Origin of the sequence: Streptomyces sp. NPDC057616 (genome assembly GCF_042800575.1) — a bacterium.
Classification (GTDB): domain Bacteria; phylum Actinomycetota; class Actinomycetes; order Streptomycetales; family Streptomycetaceae; genus Streptomyces.
Genome location: NZ_JBHVGU010000026.1, coordinates 130641 through 147591 on the forward strand (window position 1 = coordinate 130641; position 16951 = coordinate 147591).

16 protein-coding genes and 1 pseudogene are annotated in these 16951 nt (G+C 72.9%); 13 read left to right on the forward strand and 4 right to left on the reverse strand.

The window, feature by feature from the left end; genetic code table 11:
• Positions 1-207 precede the first annotated feature (207 nt).
• On the forward strand, positions 208-978 hold the full coding sequence (locus ACFU97_RS29825) for an SDR family oxidoreductase (protein WP_384262638.1): 771 nt from the start codon (positions 208-210) through the stop codon (positions 976-978).
• A gap of 45 nt (positions 979-1023) precedes the next feature.
• Here the strand turns inward: ACFU97_RS29825 and ACFU97_RS29830 are convergent, their stop codons facing one another.
• The 3 genes and pseudogenes from ACFU97_RS29830 to ACFU97_RS29840 form a co-directional block, all read right to left on the reverse strand.
• Positions 1024-2148 carry an AMP-binding protein gene (locus ACFU97_RS29830; protein ID WP_384262688.1) on the reverse strand — a complete coding sequence of 375 codons (1125 nt, stop codon included), beginning with the start codon at positions 2146-2148 and terminating at the stop codon, positions 1024-1026.
• 16 nt (positions 2149-2164) lie between these two features.
• Positions 2165-2530: pseudogene (locus tag ACFU97_RS29835) on the reverse strand (AMP-binding protein); the annotation flags it as partial.
• The gene (locus ACFU97_RS29840) at positions 2527-3642 is read right to left on the reverse strand and encodes a TauD/TfdA family dioxygenase (RefSeq protein WP_384262641.1); all 1116 of its coding nucleotides are present in this window, start codon (positions 3640-3642) and stop codon (positions 2527-2529) included. The pseudogene ACFU97_RS29835 and the gene ACFU97_RS29840, both read right to left, overlap by 4 nt.
• Before the next feature lie 122 nt (positions 3643-3764).
• Between ACFU97_RS29840 and ACFU97_RS29845 the strand changes: the two genes are divergently transcribed.
• The 7 genes from ACFU97_RS29845 (at position 3765) to ACFU97_RS29875 (ending at position 12223) form a co-directional block, all read left to right on the forward strand.
• Entirely contained in the window at positions 3765-4784 is a 1020-nt protein-coding gene (locus tag ACFU97_RS29845; RefSeq protein ID WP_384262643.1) for an AraC family transcriptional regulator ligand-binding domain-containing protein, read from the forward strand.
• A gap of 213 nt (positions 4785-4997) precedes the next feature.
• Positions 4998-6056 (forward strand): 3-keto-5-aminohexanoate cleavage protein, encoded by a 1059-nt coding sequence (locus tag ACFU97_RS29850; protein WP_384262645.1) that lies wholly within the window; start codon positions 4998-5000, stop codon positions 6054-6056.
• Between the two features lie 39 nt (positions 6057-6095).
• On the forward strand, positions 6096-7070 hold the full coding sequence (locus tag ACFU97_RS29855) for a quinone oxidoreductase family protein (protein ID WP_384262648.1): 975 nt from the start codon (positions 6096-6098) through the stop codon (positions 7068-7070).
• 35 nt (positions 7071-7105) lie between these two features.
• Positions 7106-8005, forward strand: coding sequence for a TauD/TfdA dioxygenase family protein (locus ACFU97_RS29860; protein WP_384262650.1), 900 nt, complete (start codon positions 7106-7108; stop codon positions 8003-8005).
• A gap of 99 nt (positions 8006-8104) precedes the next feature.
• Complete coding sequence (locus tag ACFU97_RS29865) at positions 8105-9388, forward strand: MFS transporter (protein ID WP_384262653.1); 1284 nt, start codon at positions 8105-8107, stop codon at positions 9386-9388.
• An 8-nt stretch (positions 9389-9396) separates the two neighbouring features.
• On the forward strand, positions 9397-9984 hold the full coding sequence (locus tag ACFU97_RS29870) for an RBBP9/YdeN family alpha/beta hydrolase (RefSeq protein WP_384262655.1): 588 nt from the start codon (positions 9397-9399) through the stop codon (positions 9982-9984).
• A 163-nt stretch (positions 9985-10147) separates the two neighbouring features.
• Complete coding sequence (locus tag ACFU97_RS29875; RefSeq protein WP_384262658.1) at positions 10148-12223, forward strand: restriction endonuclease; 2076 nt, start codon at positions 10148-10150, stop codon at positions 12221-12223.
• 30 nt (positions 12224-12253) lie between these two features.
• On the opposite strand, the gene ACFU97_RS29880 is transcribed toward ACFU97_RS29875, so the two are convergent.
• On the reverse strand, positions 12254-13345 hold the full coding sequence (locus ACFU97_RS29880; protein WP_384262660.1) for an ABC transporter permease: 1092 nt from the start codon (positions 13343-13345) through the stop codon (positions 12254-12256).
• A gap of 239 nt (positions 13346-13584) precedes the next feature.
• Here ACFU97_RS29880 and ACFU97_RS29885 point away from each other — a divergent pair, with 239 nt between their 5' ends.
• From ACFU97_RS29885 to ACFU97_RS29905, 5 genes are all read left to right on the forward strand, one after another.
• The gene (locus ACFU97_RS29885) at positions 13585-14139 is read left to right on the forward strand and encodes a TetR family transcriptional regulator (protein WP_384262662.1); all 555 of its coding nucleotides are present in this window, start codon (positions 13585-13587) and stop codon (positions 14137-14139) included.
• A 143-nt stretch (positions 14140-14282) separates the two neighbouring features.
• A complete protein-coding gene (locus ACFU97_RS29890; protein WP_384262665.1) occupies positions 14283-14588 on the forward strand; it encodes a hypothetical protein in 306 nt (101 codons plus the stop codon).
• 43 nt (positions 14589-14631) lie between these two features.
• Positions 14632-15624: a hypothetical protein gene (locus ACFU97_RS29895; protein ID WP_384262667.1), complete on the forward strand. Its 993-nt coding sequence runs from the start codon at positions 14632-14634 to the stop codon at positions 15622-15624.
• 48 nt (positions 15625-15672) lie between these two features.
• A complete protein-coding gene (locus ACFU97_RS29900) occupies positions 15673-16437 on the forward strand; it encodes a TIGR03936 family radical SAM-associated protein (RefSeq protein WP_384262670.1) in 765 nt (254 codons plus the stop codon).
• Between the two features lie 260 nt (positions 16438-16697).
• The coding region (locus tag ACFU97_RS29905; protein ID WP_384262672.1) for a hypothetical protein at positions 16698-16951 on the forward strand (254 nt) is incomplete at its 3' end.

Consider the following 16951-nt stretch of genomic DNA (forward strand, 5'->3'; position numbering starts at 1 on the left):
GGCTCGACTACCCGATCCTCCTCTCGCAGCGCGGCGTGCTGAACCCTGCTCACCGCCGCCCTGACATCCCCTACAGCCTTCACCCCTTCCCTTCCACCCCCCCCACCTCCCCCCCCCCCCACCCCCCCCCCCCGGGCCGGTGAAAGACTGTGGAGCCACGGAGTTCAGCTGTGATCGTTCCGCTCGCCGACCGGTTGGGGACTCTTCATGACTTCCGAGACCTCCGGGACCTCCAAAGCAGGGCACGCGCCGGGTGGAATCCTCGCCGGGCAGACGGTCGTGGTGGTGGGCGGCACCGCGGGGATCGGTCTGGAGACCGCGCGGCAGGTGCGCGCGGCCGGCGGCGAGGTGGTGCTCGCGGCACGCAACGCCGACCGTCTGAAGCGGGTGGCCGACGAACTGAACGCGCGGAGCACGGCCGCCTTCGACGCCCACGACACCGACCGCCTGGAGCGCTTCCTGCACGAGCTGTCCGGACCGGTCGACCATGTCCTGGTGACGGCGGGCAGCCCGTCCTACACGCCCCTCGACGAGATCGATCTCACCGATGCCGGACGGGACTTCGGCGGGCGCCTCGCGATGCTGCTGGCGGTGGCACGGGCCGGCCGGGGGAAGGTCAGGGCCGGAGGCACGCTGCTGTTCATCGGCGGCACCGGCGGCCGGCGGCCCGCCGCCGGGATGGCCGTGACGGGCGCCCTCACCGCGGCGCTGCCGGCCCTGACGGCCAACCTGGCCCTGGAGATCGCCCCGATCCGGGTCAACCTCATCGCCGCCGGATTCGTGGACACGCCGTTGTCGGCCTCCCTGCTCGGCGACCAACTCGAAGCCCGGCGTGAGCAGTTGAGGAAGACGCTGCCCATCGGCCGGGTGGTCGGCCCGGCGGACGTCGCCGCCCTGGCGCTGCACCTGATGACCAACGACGCGCTCACCGGCGCCACGTACGACATCGACGGCGGCCAGCAACTGGTCACCCCCTGACCACCACCTCGCACCGCTCCGTCGTACCGCTCCACGGAAGGGCCGTCATGAACCGGCCCGGTGCCCCTCGACGGTGATCTCGCGCTTGAGGATCTTGCCGGTGGGGCCCTTGGGGAGTTCGGCGGCGAAGGTGACGACGCGGGGGTACTTGTACGCGGCGACGCGCTCCTTGACGTGGTCGCGGATCTCCCTCGCCGTCGCCGTCGCCCCGGCCCGCAGCACCACGACCGCCGCCACCTCCTCGCCGTGCAGCGGATGCGGCACGCCCACCACGGCCGCCTCGGCGACCGCGGGGTGCCCGTAGAGCACCTCCTCGATCTCCCGCGGGTAGACGTTGTAGCCGCCTCGGATGATCAGGTCCTTCTTGCGGTCCACGATGAAGTAGAAGCCGTCCTCGTCGACGCGGGCCAGGTCGCCGGTGTGGAACCAGCCGTCGCGCAGTGCGGCGGCCCCGGCGTCCGGGTTGTTGAAGTAGCCCTTCATCACGTTCTCGCCCTGGACGGCGATCTCGCCGACCGCCCCGGGCCCGACGTCCGATCCGTCGTCCGCGACGAGCTTCATCCGGACTCCGCGCACGGGCGTACCGATCGAACCGGCCTTGCGCGGGCGGTCCGGATGGTTGAAGGCGGCGACCGGCGAGGTCTCCGACAGGCCGTAGCCCTCCAGCACGGGGGCCCTGAAGGTCTGTTCGAAGTCGTGCAGCACCTCGACGGGCAGTGCGGCCCCGCCCGAGACGGCGAGCCGGAGCCTGGGCACCTCGTCCCCGTCCTGCCGCACGGCGCGCAGCAGCGCGGTGTACATCGTCGGTACGCCCAGAAAGACGGTGACCGCGTCCCGGCGCATGATCTCCAGGGCACGCTCCGGCTCGAACCGGGACAGCAGGGTCAGCGTCGCACCGGCGGCCACGGCGGCGTTCATGGCACAGGTCTGCCCGAAGGCGTGGAACAGGGGCAGGCCGCCGAACAGCACGTCCTGCGGACCGAGCAGCAGCAGGGTCTGCGCGGTGGTGGCCGCGTTGGTCAGCAGGTTGCGGTGGGTCAGTTCGGCTCCCTTCGGGGTGCCGGTGGTGCCGGACGTGTAGAGGATCAGGGCGGTGGCGTCGCCGGACCGCTCGACGATCCCGGTGCGGGGGAGTGCGGCGAGCAGCAGCGCGTGGAAAGGCGTCGGAATCCGTCACCAGGCACGGCGTACCCGCCTCCGCGGCGGCCTTCGTGACCTCCTGAGCGCACTGCGGATGGGCGAGCGCCAGCCGTGCTCCGGAGTCCCGCAGCAGGAAGGCGGCCTCCCGTGCCTTGAGCAGCGGGTTCATCGGCACCACCACGCCGCCGGCGCGCAGGATGCCGTAGTGGACGACCGGGAAGAGCGGCACGTTGGGCATCGTCATGCTGACCGGGTCGCCCGGCCGCACGCCCCGCTCGCGCAGTACGGCGGCGAGCCGGGCGCTCGCCTCGTCGAGCTGCCGGTACGTCAGGACGGTGTCGTCGTGGCGCACGGCGACGCGTTCTCCGTGCGCCGCCGCGGAGTTCACGAGAAGAGTGGCGAGATTGGTCATGGCCGGGGCGTCCTCGATCGGTCTCGGTGGGTGCGCGGTGGAGGCGGGGTACCGTGCCGCGCGGAGCAGGCGTACTGGGCCGGGCGCAGGTTCCCCGGGTGGATGACGTCGCGTGGGACGACGCCGGCGCGTGTCGGCGGGCGGAGGTCCTCGTCGCGGGCCAGCCACAGGCGGAGCAGATGGCGCCCGTGCTCCGGGGCGTCGTGGTCCTCGTAGGCGGTGCGGGCATGCAGCACCACGTGGTTGTCGAGCAGGAGCAGATCACCGGGCCGCAGGTCCAGCTCGAGCCGGACGGCGGGCGAGGCGGCGGCCGCCTCGACGAGGTCGTACAGCTCGTCGTCCGTGGCCCGGACGCCGTCCGCGGCACCGGTACGAGAGGGGCGCGACCCGGCGTCCAGCCGCGCGCGGTCGTAGCGCATGCTGGGCCTGTCGCCGTGACGTGAGGCGAGCCGTGTGACGAGGGGGGAGACCAGGTGGGCCCCGGACGCCTCCCCGGGGCGAGCGAAGAGATGGTCGCCGTACAGGCGCCCGGCGAGGTCCGGCCTGGCGGCGAGCACCGCGTTGTGCACGGCGGCGGCGCCGGCCAGCAGCGTACGGCCGCCGGAGCGGGCCGGCCGCAGGCACAGCAGGCCGAGCAGGTCCGACTCGGGGGTGTGGAACGGCACGGGCGCCCGGGCCGCGGGCGTGGAGGGCGGTGCCGGATCGTCCGGCACCTCGCCGGTGTCCGGGATGTGGCACAGGGTACGGCCGTCGGCGGTCTGCGGCACGGGCCGGCCGAGGTACTGGCCGATGCCGCGCAGCACGGTACCCGCCTGCGTCCCGCCGAGCAGATCAGCCGGGATGCCCCTGATCAGGACGAAGCCCGGTCCCTCGGCCAACGACGCGGCACAGCGCGTCAGTTCGGCGGCGAGCGTGGGCAACGGGAAGTCGGCGACGGTCATCCGCAGCAGGGTGGCGCCGCGCGCACGAGTGGTGCGCACCGCCGTGCGCAGTTCCGCGCCGTGCGCGGCGGACAGCCGCAGCGTCCCATCCTGCCGGGCCGTCATGTCGGGCCCGTACCACAGGGCGGGGCCGGTGAACGGCGCCGTCGTCGTGTCCGCAGGTTCGGCCATGGTCGCCTCCGCGTGTCCGGTGAGCGGTCACGGGGAGGCTACGAAGCGTTCGGCCGGAATACTTGACGGACAGGGACGCGAAACTTAACTTCTGGGGACCTGCCCGTACCTGGAGCGTGCCCATGAGGCCCCTGGTCCGCACCGCCGCACTGAACGGCTACGTCGAGCTGAGCCGTTCCCTCGGACTCGACCCCCGTGAACTGCTGAGGAGCGTCGGCCTGGACGCCGCCGACCTGGCCGTGCAGGACCGGTGGATCTCCGGCACGGCGGTGGTGAGACTGCTGGAGCTGTCCGCCACGGCCTGCGGGCGCGAGGATTTCGGCCTGCGCCTCGCGGAGCTGCGGCGCTTCTCCAACCTCGGCCCCATCAGCCTGCTGGTCCGTGAGGAGCCGGACGTGCGCAGCGCGCTGGCGCTGCTGGTCCGCCATCAGCACACCTACAACGAGGTCCTGCGCGCCCGGTTGTCGGAGGGCAACGGGGTGGCCACCCTCAAGGTGGACGTCCGGCTCGACGAGCCGCTGCCGGCGCGGCAGGGCACCGAACTCGCCGTGGGCGCGTTCCACCGGGTGCTGCGCGGATTCCTCGGCCCGCGCTGGCGACCGGTGTCGGTGTGCTTCGCGCACCGTGCGCCGCGGGACGCCGCGGGCCATCGGCGCCTGTTCGGGCCCGTGGTGGAGTTCGACCGCGACATCAACGGCATCGTCTTCTACACCGAGGACCTGGACGCTCCCAACGCCATGGCCGACGCGCAACTGCGCAGCTATACCCGGCGGTTCCTCGAACCCCTGGCGGACCTCGGGCAGACGTCGGAGGCCGACCGGGTGCGCGAGCTCATCGAGGCGCTGCTGCCGACCGGACGCTGCTCGGTCGAGCAGATCGCGCGCAGCCTCGGCGTCGACCGGCGCACCGTCCACCGTCATCTCGCCCGCTCCGGGGAGACGTTCTCCTCCTTGGTCCAGGCGACCCGGACGGGGCTCGCCGAGCAGTTCGTCGCCAATCCCAGCCGGTCGCTGACCGAGGTCGCCACGCTGCTGGGCTTCTCGTCCCTGAGCGCGTTCTCGCGCTGGTTCCACGAGCACTTCGGCACCGGCCCGCGGGAGTGGCGCAAGGCCCGGTCCGGCCCCGCGCACGGCGGGAGCTGAACCGGCGGGACACGTGGGGCCGCCGGGCCGGCGGGTCCCTCGCATGTCCCCGATGGGCAAGTCACCTGTCACCGCAGGCAAAGTGCGCGCCGGCCGCCCGCCCTAGCGTGGCAACACCGCGCAGGCAGCCCGGACGCCCGCCGCCGCAGGCCCCGCCGCCGCGTCCGCCGTCCGCGCCGTGCCGCGATCTCCCCTACGACAAGGAGAAGTACCGTGCACTTCCACGACGACTCCCTCTACCCGGAGAACCAGGAGAAGCTGGTCATCCAGGCCGCGCCGTACGGCCCCGAGTGGCTTCCCGGCGACGCGGACGACCTGCCGCTGACCATGGACGAGCACGTCCAGGCGGCCGTCGACTGCCACAACGCCGGTGCGACGGTGCTCCACATCCATGTGCGTGAGCTCGACGGCAAGGGCTCCAAGCGGATGTCGATGTTCAACGAACTGCTCGGGCGGCTGCGCGAGGCCGTGCCGGACATGGTCCTCCAGATAGGCGGCTCGATCTCCTTCGCCCCCGAGGGCGAGGGCGGCGACGCCAAGTGGCTCGCCTACGACACCCGCCACCTGCTGGCCGAGCTCACCCCGGCGCCGGACCAGGTGACGATCGCGATCAACACCAGCCAGATGAACATCGTCGAGATCATGGACGACGACGACCTGGACGGCACGTCGATCGCGAAGCCGGACTACTACCGGGCCTACCGCGACATGGTCGTCGAGGCGGGTCCGGACTTCTATCTGGAGCACCTCAAGCGGCTGCGCGCTAACGGTATCCAGCCGCACTTCCAACTCGCCCACCTGGCACAGCTGGAGACCGTCGAGCGACTGATCCGCGCGGGCGTCCACACCGGGCCGCTGATCCTCAACTACGTCGCCATCGGCGGCGGTTTCGCCGGCCGGCACCCCGCCGACCTGGTCGAGTTCATCCGCCGTGTGCCCGACGGCGCCGTCCTCACCGTCGAGAGCTCCATGCGCGCCGTGGCGCCCATGAACGCGGTGGCCATCGCGCTCGGCCAGCACGTGCGCGTCGGCAACGAGGACAACCTCTGGCGCGCCAAGGGCGAGCGGATGTCCTCCGTCGCCCAGGTCGAGCAGATGGTGCGGATCTCCGAGGCGCTCGGCCGCGAGATCGCCACGGGAGCGGACGCCAGGCGGATCTACCAGCTCGGCGAGTACTACGCGGACGCCGACGAGACCCTCGCCCGGCTCGGCATGGTGCCCAACCGCCGCCCCGGACAGCGCGGCTTCATGCTGCGCGACGCCCAGGTCTGACCCGCCGTCCCCGTCCCACGAACCCTCAGGGAGCTCCCCGTGGCACATGCCGTCCGCTTCTACGAAACCGGTGGCCCCGACGTCCTCACCTGGGAGAAGGTCTCCGTGGGCGACCCCGGTCCGGGCCAGGTGCGCATCCGGCACGAAGCCGTGGGCCTCAACTTCGCCGACACGTACTTCCGTACCGGGCTCTATCCGGTACGGCTGCCCGACGGCATCGGCGTCGAGGCGGCCGGTGTCGTGGAGGCGGTCGGCGACGGCGTCGCCCATGTCGCGCCGGGGGACCGGGTGACGTACACCGGAAGTCCGCTCGGCGCCTACAGCACGGAGCGGGTCATGGACGCCTCGCACCTGATCAGGCTGCCCCGCGGGATCAGCTGCGAGACGGCGGCCGCGATGACCATGCGCGGCCTGACGGCGGCCTATCTCCTGCGCAGGATCCACCCGCTGCGGGAGGGGGACACGATCCTGCTGCACGCGGCCGCGGGGGGCGTCGGCCTGATCGTCTCCCAGTGGGCCGCACTGCTCGGCATCCGTGTGATCGGAACGGTCTCCGGCGAGGAGAAGGCGGAGCTCGCCCGCGCACACGGATGCGAGCACGTCATCCGCTACCGGCACGAGGACGTGGCCGGGCGGGTGCGGGAGCTGACCGACGGCGCCGGTGTGCCGCTGGTCCTCGACAGCGTCGGCAAGGACACCTTCGCCGGCTCGCTCGCCTCGCTGGCCCGCCGTGGCCTGCTGGTCTGCTTCGGCACCGCCTCCGGTCCCGTGCCGCCGATCGACGCCCTGCAACTCGCCGTCCACGGCTCGCTGTTCGTCACCCGCCCCGCCCTCGCCGACTACATCGCCGACCCCGCCGAACGCGACGCCCTGGCGGGCGAACTCTTCGACCACGTCTCCTCGGGACGCGTCGCCATCGAGATCAACCAGCGCCACCGGCTCGAGGACGCCGCCCGGGCCCACCGCGACCTGGAGTCCGGCCGGACCACCGGGTCCTCGGTCTTCGTCGTGTGAGCACGGCCCCACCCCCTCCTACGGAGTGAGCACCCATGCCCGACACCCTCTCGTCCGCGCCGCGCTCCGGCCTCCGCCACACCTCGATCGAGGCCGAACCGCTGACCTGCACCATCGGAGCCGAGCTGCACGGAGTGAACCTCGCCGACGCGGCCCGCGACGAGGACCTCTTCGCCGAGATCAGGAACCTGCTGCTGCGGTACAAGGTCCTCTTCCTGCGCGAGCAGGACCTCTCGCGCGCCGACCATGTGGCGTTCGCCTCGCGCTTCGGCCCGCTGGAGGACCACCCCGTCGCCGGCAGCGACCCCGACCACCCCGGACTGGTCCGCATCTACAAGGACCTCGACAGCCCTCCTGAGCACTACGAGAACGCCCTGCACACGGACGGCACCTGGCGGGAGAATCCGTCGATGGGCGCCGTACTGCGCTGCGTCGCCTCGCCCCCCGTGGGCGGCGACACCATCTGGGTCGACATGGCCGAGGCCTACCGGCGGCTCCCCGACCATGTGAAGGCGCAGATCGACGGGTTGCGCGCCCGGCACAGCATCGAGGCCACCTTCGGTGCCGTCATGTCCGAGGAGGAGCGCCACGCGCTGAAGGCGCGGTTCCCGGACGCCGAGCACCCGGTCGTGCGCACCCATCCCGAGACCGGCGAGAAGATCCTCTTCGTCAACGCCTTCGCGACGCACTTCGTCAACTTCCACACGCCAGGGAACGTGCGGTTCGGCCAGGACTACGCGCCGGGCGCGAGCCACCTGCTGACCTATCTGATCAGCCAGGCCGCGATCCCGGAGTACCAGGTCCGCTGGCGCTGGAGCCCGGACAGCGTCGCCGTCTGGGACAACCGCTCCACCCAGCACTACGCCGTCCAGGACTACTGGCCCGCCGTCCGCAAGATGGAGCGCGCCGGAATCGTCGGCGACAAGCCGTTCTGACCTGCCTCTTTCCGAGCAGTCGAGGTGATGACGATGGAGTTTCACACCCCTGCGCAGTCCCCGGTGCCGGTTCCGACAGCCTCGGCGCCTGACTGGCCCGTGTCCAAACGCTATGCCTGGACGGTTTTCGCCCTCGGATTCGGCCTGCTGCTGTCCGACTACATGTCCCGCCAGGTCCTCAACGCCGTCTTCCCGATGCTGAAGGCCGAATGGCTGCTGTCCGACGCCGCGTTGGGATCGCTCAGCGGTGTCGTGGCCCTGGCCGTCGGTGTGCTCACCTTCCCCCTCTCCCTCATGGCCGACCGGTGGGGAAGGGTGCGCTGCCTGCTGCTCGCCGCCACGATGTGGAGCCTGGCCACCCTCGGGTGCGCCACGGCGGCGGACTACGGCGAGATGTTCGTCGCCCGTCTCTTCGTCGGCATCGGCGAGGCGGCGTACGGCAGTGTGGGCATCGCCGTCGTCCTCAGCATCTTCCCGGTCGCGCTGCGGGCCACCCTCTCCGGTGCCTTCATCGCCGGTGGCGCCTTCGGCTCGGTGCTCGGCGTCGCCGTCGGCGGGGCGGTGGCCCAAGCGGCGGGCTGGCGCTGGGCGTTCGCCGCGATGGGGATCTTCGGACTGGTGCTCGCCGTGGTGTACGGGGCCGTGGTCAAGGAGAGCAGGCTGGCGCCGCGGCGGCCGTCCGGCGACGGGGACGAGGCGCGGGAGCACGCGGCGCTGCGGACCCATCTGCCCCGCCTGTTCTCATCCGTCTCGGTCGTCAGCGCCTACATCGGCAGCGGACTGCAGCTGTTCGTCGCGGGCGCGCTGCTGTCCTGGCTGCCCAGCTTCTTCAACCGCTACTACGACATGACGACGGCCAGGGCGGGCGCGGTCGCCGGCGTGTACGCGATGGTCATCGGTGTCGGGATGATCTTCGGAGGTGCCGTCTCGGACCGCATCAGCTCCACGGCCCCGATCCGCAAGTGGGCCGTCGCCGCAGGCAGCAGTCTCGGCTCGCTCCTCCTGCTCGGCCTGGCCTTCCAACTCCCCACCGGACCGGCCCAGTTGCTGACGCTGGCGTTCGGTGCCCTGCTGTCGGCCGGTGCCGCGGGACCGGCGGCGGCCATGGTGGCCAATCTGACCCCCGCCGCCGTTGCGGCCACCGCGTTCGCCACGCTCACCCTGGCCAACAGCCTGCTCGGGCTGGCCCCGGGCCCCGCGGTCACCGGCGCGCTCGCGGACCGGTTCGGCCTGCTGGGCGCCCTGCGCATCGTGCCGCTCGTCGCGCTCGCGGCCACGGCGGCCTTCCTGACCGGCCGGCACTGGTACGAACGCGACCTGCTGCGCCTCTCCGGCCGTGGGGCGCAGGCGGAGCCCAAGCACCCCTCGGAGATCGCCTCATGAGCCCCGCCATGCCACCCACCGTGGTCATCGTCCCCGGCCTGCGCGACCACGTCGCCGACCACTGGCAGACGCTGCTGGCCGCACGGCTAGCCCGGGCCGGCCGCGCCGTCCGCACCGTCCCCCCGGTGGCCGAAGGCCGGCTCCGGAGGGACGTCCAGGTCGGCAACCTCGCCGCGACGCTGGCACCCGTGGACGGGCCGGTCCTGCTCGTCGCCCACAGTGCCGGGGTCCTGACCACGGTGCACTGGGCGCGGCACCACGGCGAGGGCGTGCACGGCGCACTGCTGGTCACGCCCCCGGACTTCGAGACACCTCTGCCGGACGGGTACCCCACCGGCGTCGAGCCGGCGGCCCACGGCTGGACACCGGTTCCACGCGAGCCGCTGCCCTTCCCCAGCGTGGTCGCGGCGAGCGCCAACGACCCGCTCGGCACACCGGCACGCATCGCCGGACTGGCCCGCGCATGGGGCAGCCGCCTCGTACACCTCGGTGCCGTGGGTCACCTCAACCCCGGCTCCGGCCACGGCGAATGGCCCCAGGCCGAGACCCTGCTCCACGAACTCCTGCCCAGCAGCCGGGACTCCGCGATCCGGTGACGCCACGGGCCACGGCCCATGAGGACACCGCCGGAGTTCTCCCCTCCGCAGGCACATAGGCGGGATCACTGCTGCTCGTTACAGTTATTTCGTCACGGCCGGTTGTGGGGACAACCGGAGTTCTGGTCGGCTTCGCCGGCGTCCTGGGGAGGGCTTGCGGTTCATGGGTCGTCGCTCTAGCGGTTTTGTCGGTGTCTGGGCCGAGATGCAACGCCGGCAGCAGCGTCAGGCGGAGGCCGAGGCCAGGCGGCAGCGGGAGCAGGCGCGGCAGGAGCGGGCGTATCAGCGGCAGGTCGCGCAGAACCGGCGGGAGTACCGGCAGGCGGAGGCCCGGCGGCGCACCGAGGAGCTGGAGGCGGAGGTCGCCGCGCTCCAGGGAATCCTCGCCGCAGGATGCCGCGCCCCGGCCTTCCGGGCGGCCACACTCATGCGCTCCGTGGACGTACAGCCCTTCGCGCCGGGGCAGTTGGCCGTGCCCGTCACCATGCCGGACCCGAACCGGTACCAGGCGCAGGGCGGTTGGACCGCGAACCGGCGCGCCCAGGCGGAGGCCGAGGCGCGGGCCCGCTTCGAGCGCGACTGGTACGCGGCGCAGGCCGCGGAGGAGCAGCGCCGGCAGCAACTGGCCGCGCGGGAGCGCGAGTACACGCAGTGGGCCCAGGCGCAGTTGACCGAGGTGCGCCGGCACAACGCCGGCATCACCGGCGTCCTCGACGGGCTCCGGCGCAGGGATCCCGAGGCCGCCGTGGAGTACTTCTCCGCGGCCCTCTACTCGTCGGCGGCCTGGCCCGAGGGATTCCCCCGGCAGGTCGCGGCGGCCTACGACCCGGCGGCCCGGGAGCTGGTGCTCGACTGGGAGCTTCCGGGCTCCGGCGTCGTACCGGAGACGAAGTCGGTGCGGTACATGCCGACCGTCGACCAGGACAAGGAGACTCCGCGCCCGGTGGGGCAGCGCCGGGCCCTGTACCGCGAGGTGCTCGCGCAGTCGGTGGTGCTGGTGCTGCACGAGCTGTTCGCGGCCGACGAGTTCGACGCGCTCGAGTCGGTGGTGCTGAACGGCTTCGTGGACGACCACGACCCGGCGACCGGGCGGCAGACGCAGATCTTCCTGGCGACCGTCCTGGCACGGCGGTCCGTCTTCGCCGGGCTGCACCTGGAGCAGGTGGACGCGGTGAGCTGCCTGACCGAAGGACTGCGGGGGCAGCTCGCGGCACGCCCCGACCAGCTCGCCGGGGTGCGGCCCGGACGGCGGCCGCAGGACGTCGGGAACGCCGTCGCCGCCCACGGCGGGGACGAGGAACCGGATCTGTACGAGATGGATCCGATCGCCTTCGAGGCGCTCGTCGCCGAGCTGTTCCGGGCCATGGGCATGCAGGCCGTGACGACCCAGCGCTCCAACGACGGCGGCGTGGACGTCGACGCCGTGGACCCCGCGCCGATCCGGGGCGGCAAGATCGTCGTGCAGGTGAAGCGCTACCGCAACACCGTGCCGCCGACGGCCGTCCGCGACCTGTACGGCACGGTGCAGGACGTCGGCGCCAACAAGGGGGTCCTGGTGACGACGGCGGGGTTCGGCCCCGGCTCGTACACCTTCGCCGACGGCAAGCCGCTGGAGCTCGTCCCGGGCCGCGAACTCGTCGACCTGCTGCACCGGCACGGACTGCGCGGGCGCCTCGGCACGGGCGGACGGGCGGCGCCGGCCCGGCCCGCGCAGCCCGCCACCACGGCCCCGCCCGGGGATCCCGACGCGCCCGGGGACCACAACGTGCTGGGCATGTCCTGGTCCGGCGGGGTGGCGCTGGACGTGTGCGCGCTCGTCTGCTCCGGCCACCGCGTCCTCAGCGACGACCACTTCGTCTTCTTCAACAACCCGCGGACGCCGGACGGTTCGGTGGCCGCGCTCCCGGCCGCACCGCCGGACAAGGCGGCCGTACGCGTCAGCTTCGACGCGCTGCCCGCGAGCGCCGACCGCTTCGTCCTGGTCGCCGCCGTCGATCCGGAGATCAATCCGGAGGCCGACCTCTCGGGGTTCACGGACGCCCGCATCCGCCTGCTGGACCCGGGGATGACCGAGCTCGACCGCATCGAGGTCTCCGACGGGCGCCCGGGCGAGACGGCCCTGGTGCTCGGCTCCTTCCGCCGCAGGAGCGGCGGCGACTGGCAGTTCGTGCTCGGCGGCAAGGGCTACCCGGGCGGCCTGGAGCAACTCGTCCAGGACTACGGCATCGAGGTGGCCTGACCGCCGGCACGCCCACCGCGCCGCTGTACGTCAGCTCACCGCCGGACCGTTCCTGCCGCGGTGGGCGACGTGCAGGAGGCCCGTCGAGGCGGCGACGCGGTCGAGGCCGTAGACGGCCGCCGTGCACAGCACCAGCCAGGCGGAGAGGATCGCCACGCCGTTCCCGACCCCGTCGTGGTGGAAGTAGGCGAGTCCGTTGATGGCCCGCACCCCGACGCCGGCCGGCATGACGGAGGCCAGGGGCTGCAGCCAGCCGGGCAGGAAGGACGGGGGCAGGACGCCGCCGCTGGAGGCGTTGCCCATGACCAGCATGAAGATCGAGCCCAGCGGGACGCCGAGCGAGCCGAAGATCCGGATGAGCAGACCGGTACCCGCCGCCACGGCGCCCGCCATGAGCGCGACGACGCCGGCCAGGGCGAGGAAGGAGCCCGGTACGGCGTCGAAGACCGTGCTCGCGATGAGCGCGGTGGCAAGGCCCCCGGTGACGGCGAAGACCACCAGGCTCAGCAGGCGCTGGGCGAAGGACAGCCGCGGCGCCAGCTGGTACGTCATCTGACCGAACAGGAACCCCGCGAGGACCAGCCCGAAGGAGGCGTAGAAGACGGACAGCCCGCGGCTGTCCCCCTTCGACAGCGGGAGGATGTCCTGCACCTCGATCTTCCTGCCGTCGGGCGTGGCGGCGTGGCCGAGCGGGGTGACCATCGCCTGGACGGCCAGGCCGTTCGCGCCCGCGTACAGCAGGCGCGGCGGGCCCGAGGTGTCCACGTAGGCGGCGTACGCGGCCCGGTGCTCGACCGCCGACCGGGCGGCGTCCGCGTCCGGGTAGCGCTCCAGCTGGAAGGCGTCGGGCGCGGCGCGCTGCAGCCGTACGTCGAAGACCGCCGCCGCCCGGTCCGAGGCGGCCACGGCGACCGGCAGCCGGTGGGCCCGGGGTGTGTGGAAGGCGGCGAGGAAGACCGCGACGAAGACCAGCCCGATGGTGAGCACGGTGACGACCGGGGCCAGCACCGCCTTGGGGCCGGTCAGCCCGGGCCGTACGGGGGCCTCGTCGGGCGGTGTCCCCGCGCGGTGCCGGCCCACGTCCGGATGGGTGCCGGGCTTCATGACGTCCTGCTGCAGCACGAGCGCATCTCCTGGTGAATCGCGCCTCCCCGGGGAGGAGGCGGGTGCCTCCCGCACCCGCGAGCCGATAAGTCAGCAACTGCTGACATGGCGACTGTAGGCGACTCCGCCGCCTCCGTCCAAGGAGGGCCACGCCGAGGAGGTCACGGCGGCGGATCGCCTCGGGTGCGCGTGCGGGGGGCCCGGCATGGCAGAGTCACCGGGGACCGACAGGCCGTGACAGGAGGGACGCCGCGCCGATGAGCGCCGAGAAGCCCGCGCGCCGGAGGGACTCCGCGCGCAGCAGAGAGCTGTTGGTGCGGGCCGCGGGCGAGCTGCTCGCCGAGCGCGGGTTCGAGCGCACCACCGTGCGCGACATCGGCGAGCGCGCGGGACTCGACCAGGCCCTGATCGCCCGGTACTTCGGGGGCAAGGCCCAGCTCTTCATCGCCGTCCTGCGCGCCGAGGCGGGCGACGACCTGGAGCTGGACCTGTTCGACCCCGAGCGGGTGGGGGAGCTGTTCGAGCGCATCGGGCAGCGCGGTCCCGGCCCCATCTTTCAGGCCGCGGTCCAGCGCCCGCGCGACCCCGCGGTCGAGACCGCCACCCACGAGGAACTCCGGATCCGGCTGGTCGCGCCGCTGAAGGAGGCCTACGAGCGGCAGGGCCTGGACCGGCCGCAGCTGCGGGCCGAGGTCACGGTGGCCGCCTTCGTCGGCGTGCTGATGGGCCGGGGCTCCGGCGCCTTCGAGGAGCTGGCGGCCGCCGGCCCCGACGAACTGCTCCCCTTGGTGCAGAGCCTGCTGAGCCGGTGAGGAGGACGGCGGGCCGGTCGCCGCGGGCCCGCCCTTTTCCCGGACCCGAACTCCCCGCCCGAGGAAGGGCGGTTCGGCGTCGGGCGCCCTAGTCTGACCTCTGTCGGCAGCACGCGCTTCTCCTCACCCGCGCGGGAGGTCTTATGGCCGGGACGAGTGATCTCCTCACCACGGCACGGCAGGAACACCTGAAGTACTACGCGGAGCTGAGCAGGCACCTCCCCGAGCTGGACGGCGACGTGATCGCCGCGGCGCACGACGCGATCCGCGGCCTCGCCGCGCCACCCCCGGACGCGACCGCGGCGGTGCCCTCCTCCGTGTACCCGCCGGTGCTCGAGGCCCTTGCCGCGGCGGTCGAGTACTGCGAGTTCACCGGGCACCCCGAGGGCGTGCGGTACTACCGGTACTGGCACGCACTCCTGGTGGCCGACCAGGCCCTGTGTGACTGACCGATCCGGGATCCGCGGCGGCGGTTGCGGCGTCTAGGCCTGTATGGACCTGCAGAAGCCGCCCGCCGGGACACCGGAGCAGCAACCCGCGCGGCAGGCCCCCGAAGGTTGTCTCGTCGTGGCGATCCGTCTTCCGGTGCGGATCGTCGTCCTGGTGCTCGTCCTGCCTCTGCGGATGGCGTGGGACGCGCTCGCCGTCGCCGCGCGCTTCCTGAACGACACCGTGCTGCGGCCGGTGGGGCGGGCGCTGCTGTGGACCGCGCGGGCGCTGTTCGTGTGGCCGTTCGTCGCCCTGTGGCGCCACGTCCTCGTCCCCGTGGGCAGGGCGCTCGCCTGGCTCGGGCACGTCCTGGTCGCCGTACCGCTCGCCTGGCTCCACCGCTACGTCCTGACGCCCGTCGGCCACGCCCTCGCGTGGCTGGCGCGGTACCTGGTCGTGGTCCCGGCTTCGTGGCTGTACGCGTCGGTGCTGACGCCGGTGGGCCACGCGATCGCCTGGTGCCTGAAGGGGCTCCTGCGCGGCATGGGCCTCATCCTCACCGGCGTGGGCATCGGCCTGTACTGGGTCCTGCGGGTGCTGCTCGTGCTGCCCGCGCTCGCCCTGTGGCGATGGGTCCTCGCGCCGGTCGGGCGTTTCCTCGCCGTCGTCGGGCGCGAGGTGGGCCAGGCACTCGGGCACGCCTGGCGGGTCGCCGGGCGGATCTCGCTCGCGGCGGGCCGGGCCCTCGGGACCTTCCTGCGGTGGATCTTCGTGGAACCCGTGCGCTGGTTCCACCGGACCGTGCTCACCGCCGTCGGCCACGTCGTGCGCGACACCGTGCTGCGGCCCGCCGCCGAGGCGGCGCGCAGCGTGGGCCGGGCGCTCCGGCCGGCCCTGGCCTCCGCCCGGGAATCGGTGCGGCAGGCACGGGCCGACATGCGGCGCATGCTCTTCGGCGCATCCCCGGAACCGGTCGATCCTGTGGACCGGCGGGAACCTGTGGGCCGCGCGGCACGTACTCTTGGTAGCAGTACGACCGCACTCACGAAGGACTGAGCGACACTGGGCAAGCGACAGCCCGAAGGCCCGCCGCCCGCACCCGCGGTGCAGCGCATCCGACTGCGCTACACCAAGCGCGGCCGCCTCCGGTTCACCAGCCACCGTGACTTCCAGCGCGCCTTCGAGCGTGCGCTGCGCCGCGCCGAGGTGCCCATGGCGTACTCGGCGGGGTTCACGCCGCATCCGAAGGTGTCGTACGCCAATGCCGCACCCACCGGCACGGGCAGTGAGGCGGAGTACCTGGAGATCGCCCTCACCGAGGCGCGGGATCCGGAGCGGCTGCGCGCGCTGCTCGACGAGTCGCTGCCCGACGGGCTCGACATCGTCGACGCGGTCGAGGCCCGCACTTCCGGGCTCGCCGACCGGCTCACGGCTTCCGTGTGGGAGCTGCGGCTGGAAGGCGTCGACCCGGCGGAGGCGGACCGCGCGGTCGCGGCGTTCAACGCCGCCGAGACCGTCGAGGTCCAGCGCATGGCCAAGAACGGCGTGCGCACCTTCGACACCCGCTCGGCGGTCGCAGAACTGGAAACGCACCGTTCGACGGCTGATAGGCCGACCGACCAGGCCTGTGCGATACTGCGGCTGGTTGTTCGGCACGTGACGCCTGCCGTACGACCCGACGACGTCCTGTCCGGTCTCCGCGCCGTGGCCGACCTGGCGCCGCCGGTCCCCGCAGCGGTGACCAGGCTGGCGCAGGGGCTGTTCGATGAAGAGACCGGCACGGTGACCGACCCGCTCGCGCCCGACCGCGAGGCAGCGACGGCCCTACCCATGGCCGACTCCGCTGCCGCCGCGAAGGCGCCGGCGTAAGGAAGGTCCCGCGAAGGACGGACGTCGAAGCGCCGCCCTCGTACTCGGGAGCCACCTGGGTCGGGCAGCGCACCGACCAGAAGACTTTCGCCAGGCCGTACGCATGAGGTGTACGGAACCGGCGAGACAGGACACAGAGAGCTCCCGTGCGGCGCCCGCGCCCCGGACGGCGGCACCGCGCATCGCGCGAGCCGCGGACGTCACCGGCGGTCTGCCGGACCAGGCGCGGCGCCCGGGAGCCTGACGGGAGAAATGCCCGCATGCTCGAACCGACCGAACCCGCAGAGGGTTCCGAACTGAACACTCCGAGCGACACCCTGCCGCCGCGTCGTCGGCGCCGTGCCGCTTCCCGCCCGGCGGGTCCCCCCGCCGCGGCCGCCTCCGAGACCCCGGAGGAGATCGTCGCGCCGGCCATACCGGCCGACGACGACCACAAGGCCGACGAGGACGAGACCGCCGAGGTGGCGGCCACCGCCGCGTCCGACGAGGCCGTGCAGACCGAAGAGGCCGAAGC